At 72.6% G+C, this 17522-nt stretch carries 19 protein-coding genes; 9 read left to right on the top strand and 10 right to left on the bottom strand.

The window, feature by feature from the left end:
• Nucleotides 1-22: 22 nt before the first annotated feature.
• Nucleotides 23-454 carry an SRPBCC family protein gene (locus AQJ54_RS16440; RefSeq protein ID WP_062238070.1) on the bottom strand — a complete coding sequence of 144 codons (432 nt, stop codon included), beginning with the start codon at nucleotides 452-454 and terminating at the stop codon, nucleotides 23-25.
• A gap of 198 nt (nucleotides 455-652) precedes the next feature.
• Between AQJ54_RS16440 and AQJ54_RS16435 the strand changes: the two genes are divergently transcribed.
• Entirely contained in the window at nucleotides 653-1219 is a 567-nt protein-coding gene (locus AQJ54_RS16435) for an HAD-IIIA family hydrolase (protein WP_062238069.1), read from the top strand.
• Between the two features lie 23 nt (nucleotides 1220-1242).
• Here AQJ54_RS16435 and AQJ54_RS16430 read toward each other — a convergent pair whose 3' ends face one another.
• The 3 genes from AQJ54_RS16430 to AQJ54_RS16420 form a co-directional block, all read right to left on the bottom strand.
• Entirely contained in the window at nucleotides 1243-1551 is a 309-nt protein-coding gene (locus AQJ54_RS16430) for a DUF3040 domain-containing protein (RefSeq protein ID WP_062021514.1), read from the bottom strand.
• Between the two features lie 73 nt (nucleotides 1552-1624).
• Complete coding sequence (locus AQJ54_RS16425; protein ID WP_062238067.1) at nucleotides 1625-2185, bottom strand: DUF305 domain-containing protein; 561 nt, start codon at nucleotides 2183-2185, stop codon at nucleotides 1625-1627.
• Between the two features lie 53 nt (nucleotides 2186-2238).
• On the bottom strand, nucleotides 2239-2643 hold the full coding sequence (locus AQJ54_RS16420) for a DUF6153 family protein (protein WP_062238065.1): 405 nt from the start codon (nucleotides 2641-2643) through the stop codon (nucleotides 2239-2241).
• A gap of 202 nt (nucleotides 2644-2845) precedes the next feature.
• Between AQJ54_RS16420 and AQJ54_RS16415 the strand changes: the two genes are divergently transcribed.
• The gene (locus AQJ54_RS16415) at nucleotides 2846-3697 is read left to right on the top strand and encodes an isocitrate lyase/PEP mutase family protein (RefSeq protein ID WP_062238063.1); all 852 of its coding nucleotides are present in this window, start codon (nucleotides 2846-2848) and stop codon (nucleotides 3695-3697) included.
• Here the strand turns inward: AQJ54_RS16415 and AQJ54_RS16410 are convergent.
• The 4 genes from AQJ54_RS16410 to AQJ54_RS16395 form a co-directional block, all read right to left on the bottom strand.
• Entirely contained in the window at nucleotides 3672-4286 is a 615-nt protein-coding gene (locus tag AQJ54_RS16410; RefSeq protein WP_062238061.1) for an MTB12 C-terminal domain-containing protein, read from the bottom strand. The genes AQJ54_RS16415 and AQJ54_RS16410 overlap by 26 nt on opposite strands.
• 480 nt (nucleotides 4287-4766) lie before the next feature.
• Complete coding sequence (locus AQJ54_RS16405) at nucleotides 4767-5495, bottom strand: DUF1775 domain-containing protein (protein ID WP_062238059.1); 729 nt, start codon at nucleotides 5493-5495, stop codon at nucleotides 4767-4769.
• A gap of 69 nt (nucleotides 5496-5564) precedes the next feature.
• Entirely contained in the window at nucleotides 5565-6191 is a 627-nt protein-coding gene (locus AQJ54_RS16400; RefSeq protein WP_062238057.1) for a hypothetical protein, read from the bottom strand.
• Nucleotides 6192-6405: 214 nt separating this feature from the next.
• Nucleotides 6406-6633 (bottom strand): twin-arginine translocase TatA/TatE family subunit, encoded by a 228-nt coding sequence (locus AQJ54_RS16395; RefSeq protein WP_062238054.1) that lies wholly within the window; start codon nucleotides 6631-6633, stop codon nucleotides 6406-6408.
• Nucleotides 6634-6773: 140 nt separating this feature from the next.
• Between AQJ54_RS16395 and AQJ54_RS16390 the strand changes: the two genes are divergently transcribed.
• The 6 genes from AQJ54_RS16390 to rox all read left to right on the top strand — a co-directional run bounded on the left by AQJ54_RS16390 (nucleotide 6774) and on the right by rox (nucleotide 13726).
• The gene (locus AQJ54_RS16390) at nucleotides 6774-7184 is read left to right on the top strand and encodes a BlaI/MecI/CopY family transcriptional regulator (protein WP_062238052.1); all 411 of its coding nucleotides are present in this window, start codon (nucleotides 6774-6776) and stop codon (nucleotides 7182-7184) included.
• A gap of 180 nt (nucleotides 7185-7364) precedes the next feature.
• On the top strand, nucleotides 7365-8684 hold the full coding sequence (locus tag AQJ54_RS16385) for a hemolysin family protein (RefSeq protein ID WP_062238050.1): 1320 nt from the start codon (nucleotides 7365-7367) through the stop codon (nucleotides 8682-8684).
• Nucleotides 8681-9703 carry a hemolysin family protein gene (locus tag AQJ54_RS16380; protein ID WP_062238048.1) on the top strand — a complete coding sequence of 341 codons (1023 nt, stop codon included), beginning with the start codon at nucleotides 8681-8683 and terminating at the stop codon, nucleotides 9701-9703. The genes AQJ54_RS16385 and AQJ54_RS16380 overlap by 4 nt, the downstream gene beginning before the upstream one ends.
• 159 nt (nucleotides 9704-9862) lie before the next feature.
• Entirely contained in the window at nucleotides 9863-11185 is a 1323-nt protein-coding gene (locus AQJ54_RS16375) for a hemolysin family protein (RefSeq protein WP_062238046.1), read from the top strand.
• 37 nt (nucleotides 11186-11222) lie between these two features.
• Nucleotides 11223-12242: a hemolysin family protein gene (locus AQJ54_RS16370; protein WP_062238044.1), complete on the top strand. Its 1020-nt coding sequence runs from the start codon at nucleotides 11223-11225 to the stop codon at nucleotides 12240-12242.
• A gap of 59 nt (nucleotides 12243-12301) precedes the next feature.
• Nucleotides 12302-13726: a rifampin monooxygenase gene (gene rox / locus AQJ54_RS16365; RefSeq protein ID WP_062238042.1), complete on the top strand. Its 1425-nt coding sequence runs from the start codon at nucleotides 12302-12304 to the stop codon at nucleotides 13724-13726.
• Between the two features lie 252 nt (nucleotides 13727-13978).
• Here the strand turns inward: rox and AQJ54_RS16360 are convergent, their stop codons facing one another.
• Nucleotides 13979-15625, bottom strand: coding sequence for a purine-cytosine permease family protein (locus AQJ54_RS16360; RefSeq protein ID WP_062238040.1), 1647 nt, complete (start codon nucleotides 15623-15625; stop codon nucleotides 13979-13981).
• 187 nt (nucleotides 15626-15812) lie between these two features.
• A complete protein-coding gene (locus tag AQJ54_RS16355; protein ID WP_062021466.1) occupies nucleotides 15813-16169 on the bottom strand; it encodes a helix-turn-helix transcriptional regulator in 357 nt (118 codons plus the stop codon).
• Nucleotides 16170-16299: 130 nt separating this feature from the next.
• Between AQJ54_RS16355 and AQJ54_RS16350 the strand changes: the two genes are divergently transcribed.
• The gene (locus AQJ54_RS16350; RefSeq protein ID WP_248845365.1) at nucleotides 16300-17082 is read left to right on the top strand and encodes an ANTAR domain-containing protein; all 783 of its coding nucleotides are present in this window, start codon (nucleotides 16300-16302) and stop codon (nucleotides 17080-17082) included.
• Nucleotides 17083-17522 lie beyond the last annotated feature (440 nt).

Raw genomic sequence — 17522 nt, 5'->3', positions numbered from 1 at the left:
CCACTGTTGCACGGCCCGCCGATCACGTTCCGCGCAGCAACCGGTTCAGGGCGCTTCCGAAGACCGACCGGGCCGCCGTGCCCAGCAGCAGGCCGGGGAGGAGGCGGACCCCCAGCTCCTCGCGCCAGATCACGCGGGCCCGGCCGCCGGGGCCGGGGTGCACCTCCAGTTCGGCCCACCCCTTCACCACCCGGCCGCGCTTCTCCAGCCGGCACAGACCGGAGACGCCCTCCGTCGGCGGGCGCCAGACCATGACCTCCATGGGGTCGTCGAAGGCGAGCGGGCCGATCCCGGAACGGGCGACCACCAGAGTGCCCTCGGCCGTCGGACCGGGCGGCACGACGGTGACGCGCGTCAGGGGGACGACCTCGCCGTGGCGGGGCCACTCGGTGAGGCGGCGCCAGGCCTCCTCCTGGGAGAGCGGGGCGGTGCGTTCGAGAAGGAAGGTGACCACCCGCCGATCTTAGGTAATCGGGCCCGCCGGGCCCTGCCAGGACTTGCCACGCCCTGCCACGCGCTGCCAGGACTTGCCACGCCCCGCCCGAACTCGCCGCCTCCGCCCGACCTGGTGGACCAGCGGCCCCGCATGGACCGCCCCCGTGTGGTTACCCGTCAGGGAATGGAGTGACGCGAGAGCCAGGAGGTGGCGCGCATGACGCGCGTGCGTACGGTCCTGTTCGACCGCGACAGCTTTCTCGTCGAGGACGCCCTCGACCCGGACCAGGTGCGCCCGGCACCCGGAGCCCGTGAGGCGCTCGACCTGCTGCGGCTGTACGACGTCCGCACCGGGTTCGTCGCCGTACGGCCCGGCGACGGGCGGCTCGGCGACGCCGGCGTACGGGCCCTCAACCGCCGTGTCGACGAACTCCTCGGCCCCTTCGACATCTGGGGCGTGTGCCCGCACGGTCCCGACGAGGGCTGCCACTGCCGTCCGCCCGAACCGGGCCTGATCCTCTGGGCGGCGGGCCGGGTGTGCACCGCGCCGGGCGACTGCGCGGTGGTCGGCACCGCGGCGGACGCCGAGGCCGCCGCCCGGGTGGGCGCCCACGGGATCCTCGTACCGGACGAGCGGACCCGCCCGGAGGAGACGGCGCGTGCCGAGCACGTGGCGCCGGACCTCCTGACCGCCGCACGGGCCCTGCTCGGCGGACCGCCGCGCGGACGGGTCCTGGTGGACGAACGACCGATCGAGTCGGCGTTCGAGCCGGGGGAGGGCTGACCGTCCCTACAGGGCGGGGACGGTCAGCGTTCCGTCCAGCGGCACAGCAGCCGGAACGACGCGAACAGGGTCAGCGGCCACAGGGCCGCGAACGTCCAGATGACCGCGGGCCGCGAGGTGACGATCCCCAGCACCATCAGCGTGATCGACACCGTCAGCAGCAGCCCCACGGTCAGCACATGCGGACGGTAGTGGGTGACCCGGGAGAGGTCGGGAGACCGGCGCATCCGATGGGTGCGCATCCGGCGCTCCAGACGGCGGTCGCGGCGCAACGCGCGCTCCACCTCGTCCAGTATGCGCTGTTCGTGATCGGGGAGTCGCCCTGTCGCCACTGTCGCTCCTCGCGGATCCGGAGAGTCCTTCCCCGGGTGCCCGGAGAAGGACTCGTTATCCGTGAGGTGTGGGTCACTCCGCGTCGAGGAGCTTCTTCATCTCGGCGATCTCGGCGTTCTGCGCGGTGACGATGTCACCGGCCATGGCCGTGGCGTCCTTGTACTCGCCCTTGGCCTTCTCGGTCGTGGCCATCTTCACGGCGCCCTCGTGGTGTTCGACCATCATGGTCAGGAACATGGTGTCGAACTCTCCGCCGGTGGCCTTCTCGAGCTTGCCCATGTCGGCGTCGTCCATCATCCCGGCCATGCCGGAGTGCGCGGAGTGGTTCATGCCGGACATCGCCCCGGGGACCTTCTCGTCCCAGGACTTCAGCCAGCCGGTCATGGTCGTGATCTCCGGCCCCTGGGCCTTCTCGATCCGCCCGGCGAGGTCCTTGACCTCGGCGGAGGAGGCCCGGCCGGAGGCGAGTTCCGCCATCTCCACGGCCTGCTGGTGGTGCGGGATCATGCCCTGGGCGAAGGAGACGTCCTGGGCGTTGTGGGAGGGGGCGCTACCGCTGTCGGCATCGCTCCCGCAGGCCGCGAGGGTGAACACGGCGCTCACGGACACGGCGATCCGTCGGGTGGTACGCATGCTGGAACTCCATTGCTGCTGAAGGGATCTGGACGCGTCGGAGCACGCGGTCCCTAGATCCGCAGCAGCTGGAGTTCCGAGAGGGACGGCGGAGCGCGGGCCCCGTCCTGGGACGCGAACCCGTCCGGGCACGGCTCGTTGGCGCCTACGACGGTGAAGGCGGGGTCGGGCGCGAGCGCGGGCAGCACCGGCCCACCGCTCACGGCACCGGACGCGCAGCTCGCGTCGGCGTGATGGAGGTGTCCGGAGCCGCAGCCGTCGTGACAGGCCTGGTCGAGGCTGACGTCGGCGGCGACGGTCGCCGCGTGCGCGGAACGCGTGGAACGCATGGCCTCGTGGCTGTGGAGCCCACCCCCGGGAGCCAGCCCGTGCATGCCCAACAGCCCTGTGAGCAGCCCGAGCAGGAGCAGCGCCCGCCAGAGGCGCGGTCGCGAGCGGAGCTGCTTGGGGCTGGGCATCGGGCACATCCTAGAGGGCGGCGCGTGGACGCGCGGGGGAAGGGCCCGGGGAACGGAGTGACCAGCCACAACGGCGGCGACGGCGCCGGGGTGTTGCCGCTCGCACGACCCGGCCGGGCGGCGGTCGTGACATGCGCCCGCGGGCCCCGCCGCGTACCTTCGCCCTGAGCCCGTCGAGGGGCGACGGGCCGGGAAGGACCGCGTGGACACCGACCGCCGAGCCAAGGCGCAGCGTTTCGCCGATCTGCACCGGGAGGGCTGTTTCCTGCTCCCCAACGCGTGGGACGTGGGCAGCGCCCGGATCCTGGAGGCGGCCGGGTTCCCGGCCGTGGCGACGACCAGCGCGGGCGTCGCGTTCTCCCTCGGGCGGCCCGACCACGACTTCTTCGCCGAACAGCCGCCCGAGGACCGCGTCGACCGCACCACCATGCTGGGCCGGGTCAGGGAGATCACCGCAGGCCTCCAAGTACCGGTGAGCGCCGACCTGGAGGACGGATACGGCGAGTCCCCCGAGACCGTGGCCGAGACCGTCGAGCTGACCCTCGCCTCGGGTGCCGCAGGCGGCAACATCGAGGACTTCACCGGCGACCGGTCCCGGCCCCTCTACGAGGAGAAGCTCGCCGCCGACCGCATCCGTGCGGCCCGCGAGACCCTCACGGCCCACGGCGAGCCCTTCGTCCTGGTCGGCCGCACCGATGTGCTCCTGGTCGGCGGCCCGCTCGACGAGGCCGTACGACGGGCCAACTCCTACCTGGAGGCGGGCGCCGACTGCGCCTTCGTCCCGGGCGCCGCGGACGCCGAGACCATCGGCGCCCTGGTCCGGGGCATCGACGGTCCGCTCAACGTGGTCATGGGGCTGACCGGCAACGCGCTGTCCCTGGACGACCTGCGGGACCTCGGCGTCCGGCGGGTGACGGTCGGCGGCAGCATCGCCCGCGCGATGTACCGAGGGCTGCTCGACGCCGCACGGGAGCTGGCCGACCACGGCACCTTCTCCTACGCCGCCGACCAGCTCTCCCAGACGGAGCTCAACGACCTGTTCCGGCAGGGCTAGACGACGGCACCACGCAGCTGGGCGCCTCGGGGGCGTCCTGCGCGTGCCGGGTCAGCGCGCACACGGTCCGCAGCCCGACCTTCCACCGACCGTCCTGGAGTACGGCCGCCCCCGGGCCGCCGGTGTCGAGCCGGCGGTCGCCCAGGCGGAGGTCGTAGGTCACCTCGGCGTGCACGTCGGAGGTGTACGACACGGAGGTGACCTTCGCGCGCAGCTTGGCGCCGGACGGGTCGCGGAAGAGGTTGTCGATCATCAGGGAGTTCTCGTCACCGTCCTCGACGACGGCACTGCGCTGTTCCAGCGAGGACCCGGGGTCGAAGAGGACGCCCCAGGCCTTCCGGACGTCCTGTTCGGCCTGCTGGGGATCGGCGGGCGCGGTGGGTGTGGGCGTGGGCGAGACGGACGCCGGCGGCGAGGTCCCGGCCGGGGTCGTTCCCGGTGACCCGGTGACGGAGGACCGGGCCGTCCGGGAGGGAACCGCGCCCCCGCCACCGTCCTGGTCGTCACAGGCTCCGGTGAGGACGAGGGCGGCGACGCTGAGCGCCACCGCCCAGACCCCGTGCCGTGCGGGGGAGTTCGCGCGGATCATGGCTCTCCATCTCCGGGTACGCCGTGTGCCTGGCCTACCCCGAGGCGAGGGATTCATCCAGAACACCCGGAAAACCACCGGGACGGGGTGCGACGACCGCAGCGCCGGCCCCTTGGACACGTCACGGCGCCCCCGGGCCGGGCCCTTGGACTCGGCGTTCAGCCATGAACTCCGGCCCGGGGGCTGGCGTGCGGGCTGCGATCTTCGGTCCTGGGCTCGGCGTGCGGGCCCCGAATTCCGGTCCTGGACTCGGCGTGCAGCCACGAACTCCGGCCCGGGACCCGGCGTGCGGCCCGCGAACTCCGGTCCGGGACCCGGCGCGCAGGCCCCGAATTCCGGCCCTGGTCTCGGCGTCCGGGCTGCGATCTCCGGCCCTTGGCTCGGCGTGCGGGCCGCGAACTCCTGCCCTGGACCTGGTGTGGGAACCCACGACTTCGGTCTCCCCCGGACGCGACGCGGCCGCCCCGGCACGAGCCCTCTCTACTCCTCCGCGCCGCCCCGACGCCTTACCGCGAAGACCACCGCGGCCGCTGCCGCGAGGATGCCCGCGCCGATGCCGGTCCAGGCGGCCGCGGACAGCCCGCCGTCGGAGTCCTCGGCGGTGTCGGCGGCCTGGGCGGAGGCGGTCGGGAGTGTTTCGCTCGCTGCCGGAGTCGGGTCCCCGTCGGTCGGGGCCGGGTCCACCGAGGCCGGGTTCTCGGTGGCACTCGCGGACGCGATCGGCTTGGCGCCCGGTGCCGCCGCCTTCAGCGCGAGCGTCGGCGCGGGGTTCTCCCCGTTCTCGTCCAGTTCGATCCAGCGGTCGACATGCCCGTCGCCGTAGGTCTGGAGGGTCTTGAAGGCCACTTCCTTCGCGTCGGGCAACTGCCTTACGACCACGGAGTACTCCGCGCTCACACCGGTCTTCAGCTCCTTGCCCCCGACGATGTAGCCGTCCTTGTCCGTGGTGAACTTCCAGCCCGCGGGGCCCTTGCCGTAGGTGACGTCGGCGGGGGTGATGCCCTCGGGCAGGACCACGCGCACCTCCTTGATGCCGGAGCTGTCGGACTCGGCCTCGGCGTGGAAGGTGACGGTGACGTTCTCGGCGAGGGCCTGGGCCTTGTCGGCCTCGACCTCGGTGTGGGCGGCGGCCGGAACGGCGGTCAGCGCGACGGCGGCCACGGCCGTGGCGACGGCGACGGACAGACGGGGCAGGGTGGTGCGGGACATACCGAACTCCAGGCAGGGGGTACGGCGGGGCGGCCGTCCGGCACGGGCCGGACCGGCGTCCCCGAGGGGTCAGTGGGCGAGGGCTGTGCTCGTCGCCGGAGGACCCCGCCGTACCACCGCGTGCGCCAGCAACGGCCGTACGGTGAGCGGCCGTTCGTCGTAGGCCGGCACGACGGCCGGGGCGGTCGGCGGCCCGGGTGTCACGGGGCGGGCCAGCAGCAGCCGGGCGGCCGTGAGCCGGGCCCGGACCCCGTCGATCGCCGCCGTCACCCCGCGCGCCAGCGACCAGCAGACCGCGTCCGCGCGGTGCAGCAGGACCGCGACCGCCGTGGCGGCCAGTGCGTGGGCCGCCGTCATGGCGAGGGAGCCGTGGAACTGTTCGTGCCACGCGGGTCGGCCCCCGTGCGCATGCCCGCCGGAGTGCTGGGCGGCCGCCGTGAGCGTCAGCCAGAGGTGCAGCCCCGACTGGCCCGCGACACTGCACGCGACGACGGTCGCCAGGCTGCGGGGCCGCTGGACCCCGACGAGCCCCACCGCGAACAGCACGGCCGTCGCGGCGGCGCCACGCGTCCAGGGCACCGGTCCCTCGGCGAGCAGATGGTGGGCGCTGACCCCGAGGACGGTGCCGACGACGGCGAACACCGCGGCCCGCAGAACGGGCAGCGGCGCGCGGGTCGTCGTGACGGATCGGTGCATGGCCCGCTCATCATGGGCCATCCCGGCCCCGCCCGGCAGCCGGGTCGGCGAAAGATCGGTATTCCGGGCTCCGCCCGGCAGCCGGGTCGGCCAAAGATCGCTACTCCCGGCCTCGCAGCCGGGTCGGCGAAAGGTCCGTACTCCCCGCCCCGCCCTGCCCGGCAGCCTGGTCGGCCGGAGATCGGTGCTCCCGGTGCCGTACGGCAGGCGCTGGTCAGGTGGTGCCGGGCCCCTGCGGCCGCTGCCCCGTCGGGCTGCCGGGCTCGACGACCTCGCCCTGGATGACCTGCGGCGCCGGCTGCGGGTCCCGTGCCGCGCGGGCCTCCGCCTTCAGGATCCGCGTCGACCTGCCCGCCGAACGGACCAGCTCGGGGCCCTTCTTGACGGCGATGACCGCTATGACGACGATCAGGATGATCGCGAGCTCGCTCAGTCCGAACATGGGGAAGGCCTCCGTCAGAGGTGGACACCGACGCCGGACGAGACGCCCGCCGGACCGGCAGCGTACCCCGCGCCCCTCACCGGGTGTCCCTGCCATGGACCGCCCGTGACGTGCGCGGCAGCGGGAAGGGAGACAGGGCGATGACGGACGGCCGGCGTCCCCGGCGGGGACAGGGCGAACTGGAGACGCAGGTCCTGTCGGCCCTGCGGGAGGCGGACGGACCGGCCACCGCCGGCTGGGTGCGGGAACGTCTCGGCGCCGGTCTCGCCTATACGACGGTGATCACCATCCTGACCCGGCTGCTGGCCAAGGGCGTGGTGACCCGGGAGCGCTCGGGCCGTTCCTTCGTGTGGACGCCCGTCGCGGACGAGGCCGGTCTCGCCGCCCACCGCATGCGCAGGCTGCTGGACGGGGAGAGCGACCGCGAGGCGGTGCTGGCGAGCTTCGTCACCTCGCTCGGCGCCGACGACGAGAAGCTGCTGCGGGAGCTGCTGGGCCGGACCGGGGACGACGAACCGGCGGGCCGGACGCGGGACGACGCCCAGGACTGAGACCGTCTTCTACAGGTGCGTAGAAAAATTGCCGGTCTCCCCTTGCCAAGACGCTTTGCCTGTCCTTTACCATTGGGTGAACAACGTCCCGACCCGAAGGAGCCACGGACCCGCAATGGGTGAGCCTCCCAGTACCAGCCGAGCCGCGTCCCACCCGTACCAGGGAGGCGAGGCGGCCCGGTGACCGAGATCCTGCTGCTCCTGCTGGCCCTCCTGCTGACGCTGGCCTGTGCCGTGTTCGTCGCCGCCGAGTTCTCCCTGACCACCGTCGAGCGCGGGGACCTGGAGCGGGCCGCCGAAGCCGGTGAGCGCGGTGCCGAGGGCGCCCTGAAGGCCGTCCGCCGGCTGACCTTCCAGCTCTCCGGCGCCCAGCTCGGCATCACCGTCACCTCCCTGGTGATCGGCATGCTCGCCGAACCCTCCCTCGCCGCGCTCCTCAGGGGCCCGCTCGCGGACCTCGGCATGGGCGGCGCCGCCGCTCCGGTGGCGACCGCGCTGGGCGTGGCCCTGTCGACCGTCGTGCTGATGGTGGTCGGCGAGCTGGTGCCGAAGAACTGGGCCATCTCCCGCCCGCTGGCCGTCGCCAAGGTAGTCGCCGGGCCGCAGAGCGCCTTCACCACCGTCTTCGGCCCCTTCATCCGGCACCTCAACAACACCGCCAACGCCGTCGTACGACGCTTCGGCCTGGAGCCCGCCGAGGAGCTGGCCTCCGCCCGCAGCCCCGAGGAACTGGTCGCCCTCGCCGAGCACTCCGCCGCCGAGGGCGCCCTGGAGGCCGACTCCGCCGAACTGTTCGTGCGCACCCTGCACCTGGGCGAGCTGACCGCCGAGAACGTCATGACCCCGCGCGTCGACGTCAAGGCCCTCGAAGCCCACGCGACCGCGGCCGACGCGGCGAACCTCACCCACGCCACCGGCCTGTCCCGCTTCCCGGTCTACCGCGACAGCCTCGACGAGGTCATCGGTACCGTCCACATCCGCGACGTGCTCGCCCTGGAGCCCGGCCGGCGGGCCGTCACCCCCGTCACCGAGCTGGCCACCGCGCCCCTGCTGGTCCCGGACAGCCTCACCGCCGACCGGCTCCTTCAGCGGCTGCGGGCCACCCGCACCATGGCCGTCGTCATCGACGAGTACGGCGGCACCGCCGGAGTGGCGACCGTCGAGGACATCGTCGAGGAGGTCGTCGGTGAGGTCCGCGACGAACACGACCCCGTCGAGATGCCCGACCTGCGGCCCGCCGGCACCGGGGCCTGGGAGGCGGAGGGCTCCGTCCGCGTCGACCGGCTCGCCGGGATAGGCCTCACGGCGCCCGAGGGGCCGTTCGAGACCGTGGCCGGCCTGGTCGCCACCCGGCTCGCCCGCATTCCCGCCAAGGGCGACGACCTCGACCTGGACGGCTGGCGCCTGGAGGTCCTCGACGTCGACCACCACCGCGCCGGCCTGATCCGCATCACCGCACCCGCGCGGGTGCCGGTCGCGGCGGGGGAGGAGTCCCGATGACCACCGTCCAACTGCTCGTCGGCGCCCTCACCCTGCTGACCAACGCGTTCTTCGTGGGTGGCGAGTTCGCCCTGATCTCCGTGCGCCGCAGCCAGATCGAGCCACGCGCGCGGGACGGCGACAAGCGGGCCCGGATGACCCTGTGGGGCCTCGAACACCTCTCCGCGATGATGGCCACCGCCCAGCTCGGCATCACCGTCTCCTCGCTGGTGCTGGGCGCCGTCGCCGAACCGGCCATCGCGCACCTGCTGGAGCCGGGCTTCGCGGCCGCCCACGTCCCGCACGGACTGGTGCACCCGATCGCCTTCGTGATCGCGCTGTCGCTGGCCACCTATCTGCACATGCTGATCGGCGAGATGGTCCCCAAGAACATCGCCCTCGCGGCCCCCGTGCCGACCGCGCTGCTCCTCGGACCGCCCCTGGTGGCCCTCACCCGGGCGCTCAGGCCCTTCGTGTTCGGCATCAACACCTTCGCCAACGCCCTGCTGAAACTGCTGCGCGTCGAACCGAAGGACGAGGTCGAGTCGGTGTTCACCGACGACCAGCTCGCCCGCATGGTCGTCGAGTCCGGCGAGGCCGGGCTGCTCTCGCCGGCCGACGGCGAACGGCTGCGGGACGCGCTGGAACTCGGCACCCGTCCGGTCGGCGAGATCCTCGTCCCGGTCCCCAAGATGCGCACCGTCGACGCCTCGGTCACCCCGGCCCGCCTGGAGCGCATGGCCGCCGACGCGGGGTACTCCCGCTTCCCGGTCACCGGCCCGGACGGCACCCTGCTGGGCTATCTGCACATCAAGGACACCCTCGGCGTCACCGACCGCGACCGGCCCTTCCCGCGCTCCGCCCTGCACCCGGTCACCCGGGTCCGCATCGACACCCCGCTCGACGACACCCTGACAGCGCTGCGCGCCGACGGCAGCCATCTCGCGGCCGTGACGGGACAGACGGGGGCCGTCCTCGGGTTCGTGACCATGGAGGACGTCCTGTCCGAGCTGGTCGGCCCGGCGCCCGCCGCCGTGTGACGTGACGGCCGTCGACGCCGCCGGGCGGTCGCCCCGCCCGGCTGGTAGACCTGGGAACGCCGCTTTCGTCCCGGTCGTTCCTCTGACGCACCCCCTACTGAAGGAGCAAGCCGTGTCCGCCCCACCGACGGACTCCCGCCCGACGCGATCGACCCACCGTTGAGTACCACCAGCGCCCTCCTCGGCCTGCTCGCCGTCTTCCTGCTGACCGCCGGCACCGGCTACTTCGTCGCGCAGGAGTTCGCGTATGTCTCCGCGGACCGGCTCGCCCTCTCCCGCCAGGCGGAGGCCGGCGACCGCAGGGCCGCCCGCGCGCTGACGGTGCTGGAACGGCTGTCGTTCATGCTGTCCGGCGCCCAGCTGGGCATCACCGTCACCGGACTCGTCGTCGGCTTCATCGCCGAACCGTCGGTCTCCGCACTGCTGAAGCCCGCCCTGACCGGCATCGGCATCCCCGAGGGCGCCGTCGGCGGCATCTCCGTCGTCCTGGCCTTCGTGCTGGCCACCGTCGTCCAGATGGTCCTCGGCGAACTCGCCCCGAAGAACCTCGCCATCGCCGTCCCCGAGCGGCTCGCCAAGGCCCTCGCGCCCTCCACGCTCGGCTACCTCAAGGTCGTCGGCCCGCTGGTGCACGTCTTCGACGGCGCCGCCAACCGCCTGCTCCGCCGGGTCGGCATCGAACCCGTCGAGGAACTCCACCACGGCGCCACCCTGGAGGAGCTCGGCCATCTCATCGGCGAGTCCCGCGAGCAGGGCGAGCTGCCCCGGGACACCGCCGAACTCCTGGACCACGCCCTGGAGTTCTCCGAGCGCACCCTCGACGAGGTGATGGTGCCGCGCGTCGACACCGTCTTCGTCCGCGGGGACGCCACCGCCGCCGAGGCGGTCGGCCTGATCGCCGAGCACGGCCACTCCACCTACCCGGTCCTCGGCGACCACCCCGACGACGTCCCCGGCGTCCTCGGCGTACGCGAGCTGATGCGCCTGCCGGCCGACGACCTCGCCCGGGCCACCGCGGGCTCCCTGGCCCGCAAGCCCCTCCTGCTGCCCGACACCCTGCCGTTGCCCGAGGCGGTCGCGCAGATGCGGGAGCGGGACGACGAGTTCGCGGTCGTCCTCGACGAACACGGCGGCGTCGCCGGCATCGTCACCTACGAGGACATCGCGGAGGAACTCGTCGGCGACATCGCGGACGAGACCGACACCGTCACCGAACCCGCGGTGCCCGAGGGCGGGGGCTGGCTGGTCGACGCGGGCCGCCGCCTCGACGAGATCGCCGACGCCACCGGGATCGAGCTGCCCGGGGACGAGGACTACGACACCGTCGCCGGGCTGGTCGTCGACCGCCTGGGCCGCTTCCCGGCCATCGGCGACCGGGTCACCGTCGACCTGCTCGACGGAGCCCGCGCGGTCATCGACGTACGCACCCTGGACCGGCATGTGCCGGAGCGGGTCCGCATCGAGAGGGTGGACGCGGCATGAGCTTCCCGACGGCACTCCTCGTCAGGACGGGTGAGGCATGAGTTTCCCCATGGCGCTCTTCGTCACCGTCCTGCTGCTGATCGGCAGCGGGTTCTTCGTCGCCGCCGAGTTCGCGCTGGTCGCCGCCAAGCGGCACCGCATGGAGAAGGCCGCGGCCGAGGGCCGGCGCGGTGCGAAGGCGGCACTGGCCGGGATGCGCGAGCTGTCCCTGATGCTGGCCGGCGCCCAACTCGGCATCACCGTGTGCACCCTGGGCCTCGGTTCGGTCTCCAAGCCCGCGATCTCCCACGAACTCGACCCGCTGCTGCACGATCTGGGCCTGCCCACGGCCCTGAGCTACGGCGTGGCCTTCGTGTTCGCCATGGTCGTCGTGGTGTTCCTGCACATGGTGGTCGGCGAGATGGCGCCCAAGTCCTGGGCCATCGCCCACCCCGAGCGCTCCGCCATGCTGCTCTCGCCGCCCTTCCGGGCCCTCGTCAAGGTGGTCCGGCCGCTGATCTCGGTGCTCAACACCCTGAGCAACGCATTGGTACGGCTGTGCCGGGTCACCCCGCGCGACGAGCTCGCCGCGGTGCACAACCGTGAGCAACTCGCCCATCTGGTCGAGGAGTCGGAGCGGCTCGGACTCATCAGCGAGACCGACTCGGAGCTGCTCACCCGCTCGCTCACCGAGCCCGAGACCCCGGTCGGCGACCTCCGGATCCCGGCCGCGGACATCACCTCGGTGCCCGGCACCGCCGACCTCGACACCGTCCTGCGCACGGCCGCCGACCACGACCGCACCCGCATGCTGGTCCGCGAGGACGACCGGGTCCTCGGTTCCCTGCACGCACGGGACGCCCTGGTCGCCCGCGCCCAGGGCCGCACCGCCACCGCCCGCGCCCTGGCCCGTCCGGTCCCGGAACTGACCGAGGACACCAAGGTCGCCGACGCGATCGACCTGCTGCGCCGCAACCGCGCGTCCCTCGCCGTCGTACGGGACGACTCCGGCACCCTCACGGGCATGGTCACGCTCGACGACCTGCTGGCGCGCTATCTCCAGCCGCAGGGGGTGTGATCAGGGCGGGAGCGGTCACGCAGGAGAAGGACGCACATCACTGAGGAACGGGGGAATCGGTGTTCGACGTGATCATTGCCGGAGGCGGGCCCACCGGGCTGATGCTCGCCGCCGAACTGCGGTTGCACGGCGTGCGGGTGGTCGTGCTGGAGAAGGAGCGGGAGCCCTTCCCGTACGTCCGCGCGCTCGGCCTGCACGTGCGCAGTATCGAGGTGCTGGACCAGCGGGGCCTGCTGGAGCGGTTCCTCGCGCACGGCAAGCAGTCCCGGGTGGGCAACTTCTTCGCCGGCGTCACCAGGGGCTGGCCCGACCGGCTGGACACCGCGCACGCCTACACGCTGGCCATCCCGCAGACCGTGACAGACCGCCTCCTGGCCGAACACGCCGTGGAGGCCGGTGCCGAGATCAGGCGGGGCGCCGAACTGGTCGGGCTGCGCCAGGACGAGGACGGCGTGGACGTCGAACTGGCCGACGGCACCCGGCTGCGGGCGCGGTATCTGGTCGGCTGCGACGGCGGCCGCAGCACCGTGCGCAAGCTGCTCGGGGTCGGCTTCCCCGGTGAACCGGCCACGCGGGAGGCGCTGTTGGGCGAGATGGAGGTCGACGCCGATCCGCAGACGGTGACCGCCGTGATGACCGAGGTCCGCGAGCGGGAGAAGTGGTTCGGCCTCGGACCCGTCGGGGACGGCGTGTACCGGGTGGTGGTGCCCGCCGGGGAGGTGAGCGGGGACCGGACGGTCGCGCCGACGCTCGACGACTTCAGGCGACGGCTCCGGGCGGTCGCCGGCACCGACTTCGGCGTCCACTCGCCGCGCTGGCTGTCCCGCTTCGGCGACGCGGCACGGCAGGCCGACCGCTACCGGGTGGGCCGGGTGCTGCTGGCGGGAGACGCGGCGCACGTCCACGCGCCGGTGGGCGGCCAGGGCCTCAACCTCGGTGTCCAGGACGCCTTCAACCTCGGCTGGAAGCTGGCCGCGGAGGTGGCCGGCCGGGCTCCCGCAGGACTGCTGGACAGCTACCACGCCGAGCGGCACCCGGTCGCCGCCGACGTCCTGGACATGGTCCGCGCCCAGTCCCTGCTGATGTCGCCCGAGCCCGGACCGCGGTCGGTGGGCAGGCTGCTGGCGCAGCTCACGGAGTTCGAGGACGTGAACCGGTACCTGGTAGAGAGGATCACCGGAATCGGAATCCGCTACGACCTCGGCGCGGGCCCCGAGCTGCTCGGCCGGCGCCTGCGGGATCTCCCACTGGAGCGCGGCCGCCTGTACGAACGGATGCACGGCGGCCGCGGACTGCTCCTCGACCGGACCGGCAGGCTCTCCCCGGCGGGCTGGTCGGACCGGGTCGACCACGTCGTCGCCCCCGCTGCCGAACTGGACGCGCCCGCGGTGCTGCTGCGGCCCGACGGCCATGTGGCGTGGATCGGCGAGAACCAGGACGAGCTGCCGAACCACCTGGCCCGCTGGTTCGGGGCGCCGGTCTGACGTGCCGGGAGCGGGACGCGGTGCCGCTGGGGCAAGACGGGCATGTGGTGTGGGTGGCGAGGATCAGGGTGAGTCGGTGCGGCGGCCGGCCAGATGGTTCCGGCGGTCCGACCTGCCAAGAGCGGGACGCCCCCACGGTGCTGTTGCGGCCGGGGCGGGCATCCGGCTTCGGTCCGACCCGCCTGGGGCGGCACGCAACCGCAGGTGAGCGCCCGGAAGCACCGGCGCTCACCCGCGGTCGTCCCGCGTTCCTCAGGCCGACGCCGGCAGGATGTGGTCGCCTGCCTTGTCCGTGCTGAGGCACAGCGAGCACACCACGGCGTCGTGGGTGGCGCAGGCGGCCAGGTCGGGGCGCTCGTAGGGCTGGCGGCAGACGTGGCAGTCGAGGGTGACCGCGCTCGGGTTGCCGTCGGCGTCCAGCAGCGGCTCGTCGATGCCGTCGCCGGTGCGGCGCAGGTAGTACCTGCCCTTGGTGACGATCGCCATCAGCGGGGTCAGGACGAACGCGATGACGGCGGCGGCGACCGGGGAGTACGGCTGGAGGGTGTCGCCCAGGGCGTGGAAGTACATCGCGATCGACAGGCCGGACGCGGCGACGAAGGCGACCACGCCCACCGGGTTCACGGCGTGGAGCATGCCGCGGCGGAACTCCGGCTGGAGCGGCGAGAGCTTCAGCAGGTACTTGTTGACGCCGATGTCGGTGGCGACGGTGACGACCCAGGCGATCGCGCAGTTCGAGTAGAAGCCCAGGATGTCGTTGAGGAAGCTGAACATGTCCGCTTCCATCAGGGCGAGCGCGAAGCCCAGGTTGACGACGACGAAGACCATGCGTCCGGGATAGTGCTTGGTGACCCGGGTGAAGGAGTTCGTCCAGGCGAGCGAGCCGGAGTAGGCGTTCGTCACGTTGATCTTGATCTGGCTGATCACCACGAGAGCCACGGCCAGCGGGAGGACCAGCCAGGACGGCATCATCGCGTCGAAGGCGCCCTTGAACTGCTGGATCGGTTCCGGAGCGACGTCCGGGCCGACTTTGGCGAGGATGTACACCGCGAGGAAGACACCGATGGCCTGCTTCAGCGCGCCGAGCACCACCCAGCCGGGACCCGCCATGAGGACGGCCGTCCACCAGGTGCGCTTGTTCGCCTCGGTCTTGGGCGGCATGAAGCGCAGATAGTCGATCTGCTCACCGATCTGCGCGATCAGGGACAGGCACACGCCCGCGCCGAGCAGCACGGAGGCCGTGTTCACGCCGCCGTCGCCGTCCGTGCCGGCGTAGGCGAGGAAGCGGTCGACGGTGCCGGGGTCGGTGACGATCAGATAGACCAACGGGCCGATCATCAGCAGCAGCCAGATCGGAGTCGTCCACACCTGGAGCTTGCTGAGCGCCTTCATGCCGTAGATGACCAGCGGGATCACCATCAGCGTGGAGACGAGATAGCCGAGCCACAGCGGCAGCCCGAGGCCGAGCTTCAGCCCCTGGGCCATGATCGAGCCTTCGAGGGCGAAGAAGATGAAGGTGAAGCTCGCGAAGATGACGCTGGTCAGCACCGAGCCGTAGTAGCCGAAGCCGGAGCCGCGGGTGATCAGGTCCAGGTCGATGTTGTAGCGGGCGCCGTAGTAGGCGAGGGGGAGACCGGTGACGAAGATGACCACGGCGGCGACCGCGATGGCCACGAGCGCGTTGCCGGTGCCGTGGGCCAGGCCGATGCCGGCGCCGATGGAGAAGTCGGCCATGTAGGCGATGCCGCCCAGGGCGGTGGTGGCCACGACCATGGGGGTCCAGCGGCGGTAGCTGCGGGGCGCGAAGCGGAGGGTGTAGTCCTCCAGGGTCTCCCTGACCGCCTGGTCGGCGGTCGCCGTGGGTTCTGCCGTTGCCGACCGTGATTCGGTGGTGCTCATGTCACGCCTCCCGTTGGGGTGTGCGGGGGGTGGGGATGCGTGGGGACCCGTTCGGCGTCATCGGCGGCACGGGGGAGCCCGAGGGTCGTCATGAGCGGTCTGGCAGGGTTGTTCGCGGTTGGGTGTACGGCTCCGGTCCCACGGCCGGTCACGTTACGTAGCGGCTGTTAACACCGGCGCCGGACTGTCATGAACGCGCCGTTTCCGGAACCTCACCGGGGCCCTCGGGGGCGGTGGAACGGCTCGCCTCGTCCTGGACGAGCAGGGAGAGCAGGGAGGCCACGGTCAGGCCCGCCTCGGCGGGGTGGCGCAGCACCTGGCCCGCCTCGATGCGGTAGGTGTTGGTGCGGCCCTCCCGGACGTGCGAGAGGTATCCGTCCTGCTCCAGATCGGAAATGATCTTCTGTACGGCACGTTCGGTGAGCCGGCAGTGCGCGGCGATGTCGCGGATGCGGGCGCTGTGGTTGTCGGCGATCGCGGCCAGTACGCGCGCGTGGTTGGTGACGAACGTCCATCCGGTGTGTGGCTCGGGCACTCCATCCATGGCTCAACTCTAGCGACCTGGTGTTCACGCATCCAAAAACCTGAACTAAATTTCATGTATTAGTTGACGTATGTGGGTCGACGCAGCGAATCTGGTGAGCAAGGCAGCGGAGCACATGAGGGAGAGGGCCATGCCGGAACCTGCGCACTCGGCGCAGCCCCTCACCGCGACGGACGCCCGTCCGCCGTGTCTAGCCTCCGTCGAGGCGGTGACGGCCGGTGACCGGGTGACAGTCGTCTGCCGCGGCGAGCTGGACATCGGCGCCGAACGGCTCCGGCCGGAGCTGTACGACCTCCTGGCGACCTCGTCCACCGGGGTGGACCTGGACCTGGCGGGGATCGGTTTCTCCGACTGCGCCGGGCTCAACGTCCTGCTGGACCTTCGCCGGCACGCCCTGGACCAGGGCAAGACGGTCACCATCACGTCGTGCGGCCCGGCCCTCGGGCGCCTGCTCGACCTGACCGGCGCGCGGGAACTGTTCAGGGCGGAGAGGGTGGAGGGCGCGGAGGGCGCGGAGAGCCGTCCCGAGGCTCCGGACCCCGTGCCCGCCGACCCGGAGCCAGGCGCGGACGTGGACGAGGAGTTGCGTCTCGAGGTCGCCCAGCTGCGCCGGGCGATGCGGACCCGGCCCTCCATCGACGTGGCCCGCGGCATCGTGATGGCCTCCTTCGGGCTGAGCTCCGAGGACGCCTGGACGGTGCTCGTCACCGCCTCCCAGAACACCAACACCAAGCTGCACCACCTCGCGGAGGGCCTGATGGGCGCGGTCCACGGGGAACCGGTCGCGCGGGACGTACGGCAGCAGATGGCCTTGGCGGTCGCCAGGGTCCGGGAAACTCCGTCGACGCCGTTCACCGATCCGGCCGAGCGAGCCGGCGGACCGGCCCTGGATTCCGGCGCCGGAGCCGCATGACCCGGGGACCCGGCGCGCAGGGGGACTGGGCGAGGCTCCGGCATCGGACTCGGGACCGGGGACCGGACGGCGGCCCCCGTGCGGGCCTGCCGCGGTCTGGGCCGGGGTGGCGGTCTGCGTGCGGGCTTGCTGTGGTCCGAGCCGGGGCGGTGGCCGCGGTCGTGTGGGCCTGGGCGTCGGCGGGTCGGGGGTCGAGATGGGCGGCGGGCTCCGTGTCGGTGTCCTGCGGTCTGGGCCGGGGTGGCGGTCTGCGTGCGGGCCTGCTGTGGTCCGACCCCGGGGCGGTGGCCGCGGTCGTGTGGGCCTGTGCGTCGGCGGGTCGGGGGCCGAGATGGGCGGCGGGCTCCGTGTCGGTGTCCTGCCGGCCGCGCCAGGACCGCGGTCACCGCCGTGTGGGTCTGCGCGTCGCGTGTGCGGCGTTACGAGCCGCCCGGGGGCCA

It is taken from the genome of Streptomyces griseorubiginosus (assembly GCF_001514195.1).
Taxonomy (GTDB): Bacteria; Actinomycetota; Actinomycetes; order Streptomycetales; family Streptomycetaceae; genus Streptomyces; species Streptomyces griseorubiginosus.
Note: the sequence above shows the minus strand (reverse complement) of the source record. Positions and strands in the feature narration are given on the sequence as shown.